The organism is Saccharopolyspora sp. (assembly GCF_017434145.1).
Taxonomy (GTDB): domain Bacteria; phylum Actinomycetota; class Actinomycetes; order Mycobacteriales; family Pseudonocardiaceae; genus Saccharopolyspora_C; species Saccharopolyspora_C galaxeae.
Map to the genome: position 1 here is coordinate 1 of NZ_JAFRFW010000817.1, position 1,584 is coordinate 1,584.

Here is a 1,584-nt window from a genome sequence, read left to right on the forward strand (position 1 = left end):
CAGGTTCCGCCCCGGCAGCCCGGCCGCCACCCGGTGGTAGCCGGGGTCGATGTAGTCCGGGCCGACCTTGAACGGCGCCACCCGCAGCGACCGGCGGCGCAGCGCGCCGAGCAGGCCGGTCGCCACCGTCGTCTTGCCCTGCCCGGAACCGGGCGCGGCGATGACGACCCGCGGGCTCACCACTCGATGCCCTTCTGGCCCTTCTGCCCGGTGTCCATCGGATGCTTGATCTTGCCGGTCTCCAGCACCAGGTCGGCGGCCTCGACGAGTTCCGGCGGCGCGGTCCGGCCGGTGATCACCACGTGCTGGTGGCCGGGCCGGTCCTGCAGCGTCGAAACCACTTCGGCGACGTCGACCCAGCCCCAGTGCAGCGGATACGTGAACTCGTCCAGCACGTACATGCCGTGCCGCTGCTCGCCCAGCCGGCGCGCGATCTCGTGCCAGCCCTCCAGCGCGGCCTCGGCGTGGTCCTGCTCGTTGCCCTGCTTGCGGGCCCACGACCAGCCTTCGCCCATCTTGTGCCACTCGACCGGCCCGCCTTCACCGGTTTCGGAGTGCAGCCGCCCGAGGGCGCGGAACGCGTTCTCCTCGCCGACCTTCCACTTGGCGGACTTGACGAACTGGAAGACCCCGACCGGCCAGCCCTGGTTCCACGCGCGCAGCGCCATGCCGAACGCGCTGGTGGACTTGCCCTTCATCTCGCCGGTGTGCACGACCAGCAGCGGGCGGTTGCGGCGTTGGCGGGTGGTCAGCCCGTCGTCCGGGACGGTCGATGGTTTTCCCTGCGGCATGGCCCGAGCCTAAGCCACGGCGCGGCCGAGATCGCAGGACCAGCTCGGCGGAGTGCGCCGGAACACCGTTGCGCGCGCAACCGGTCGAGGTCGCAGAGCGGCCCGGCACACTGCAACCGTCGACGCACCCGTTGCACCGCGCGCCCGAACGGCCTTGGCCTCGCCGACGAAATCGTTTGCCCGGATTCCACCGGTACGCCGCAGGATTGCGGCCGGTGCGCGAGATTCGCCGAGGTGCGTAGAAAGCACCCCCGCGCTCAACCGACCTGGGGGTCATCGGGAGCGCGAGGGCGCCTCGTGGTCCACCCCTGGGGGTCAGGTGGACGAAGAACACCTTACCAAGTTCGCCGGGATATTCCTACACCTGCCCGCGCGTGTTGTGACCGAATCGGAATCAGGCGGCCTTTGCCACGCCGTCGCGGGCCGCGCGCACCACTCCAGCGACCGCGTCCGCGGAGAGCTCCTCGAGCCGCAGGCAGGCCCCGCCGAGCGCGGTGGCGAGCTGCCCGGCCAAGCCGAGCCGGACCATGCCCTGCTCGCAGTCGACGACCACCGAAGCCACTCCGAGCCCGGCCAGCAATCCGGCCGCACGCACCGAATCCCGCACCGCGCGCTGCGCGCCGGAGCGCCCACCGCCGGCCGCTTCCCCGGCCGGACTCGTGGCCTTGCCGTCGGTGAGCAGCACCAGCAGCGGGCGCCTGCGCGGGTCCCGGGTGTGCCGGGATGAACATACCCATGCCGGAATCGTCTGCCAGTACGACGTAGTCTTCATCCTGGATATGATCATTCATCA

General features: G+C 71.0%; 2 protein-coding genes and 1 pseudogene. All 3 read right to left on the reverse strand.

Annotation, left to right across the window (positions count from 1 at the left end; translation table 11 throughout):
- Positions 1-180: pseudogene (locus IJH84_RS22095) on the reverse strand (cobyrinate a,c-diamide synthase); the annotation flags it as partial.
- The gene (gene cobO, locus IJH84_RS22100; RefSeq protein WP_295148496.1) at positions 177-791 is read right to left on the reverse strand and encodes a cob(I)yrinic acid a,c-diamide adenosyltransferase; all 615 of its coding nucleotides are present in this window, start codon (positions 789-791) and stop codon (positions 177-179) included. The gene cobO and the pseudogene IJH84_RS22095, both read right to left, overlap by 4 nt.
- 394 nt (positions 792-1,185) lie before the next feature.
- On the reverse strand, positions 1,186-1,563 hold the full coding sequence (locus IJH84_RS22105; protein WP_367269068.1) for a hypothetical protein: 378 nt from the start codon (positions 1,561-1,563) through the stop codon (positions 1,186-1,188).
- Positions 1,564-1,584: the final 21 nt, after the last annotated feature.

Excerpts from the sequence above, each read along its gene's own strand:
- cobO (WP_295148496.1), bottom strand. The coding sequence starts at position 791 with ATGCCGCAGGGAAAACCATCGACCGTCCCGGACGACGGGCTGACCACC.
- IJH84_RS22105 (WP_367269068.1), bottom strand. The coding sequence starts at position 1,563 with ATGAAGACTACGTCGTACTGGCAGACGATTCCGGCATGGGTATGTTCA.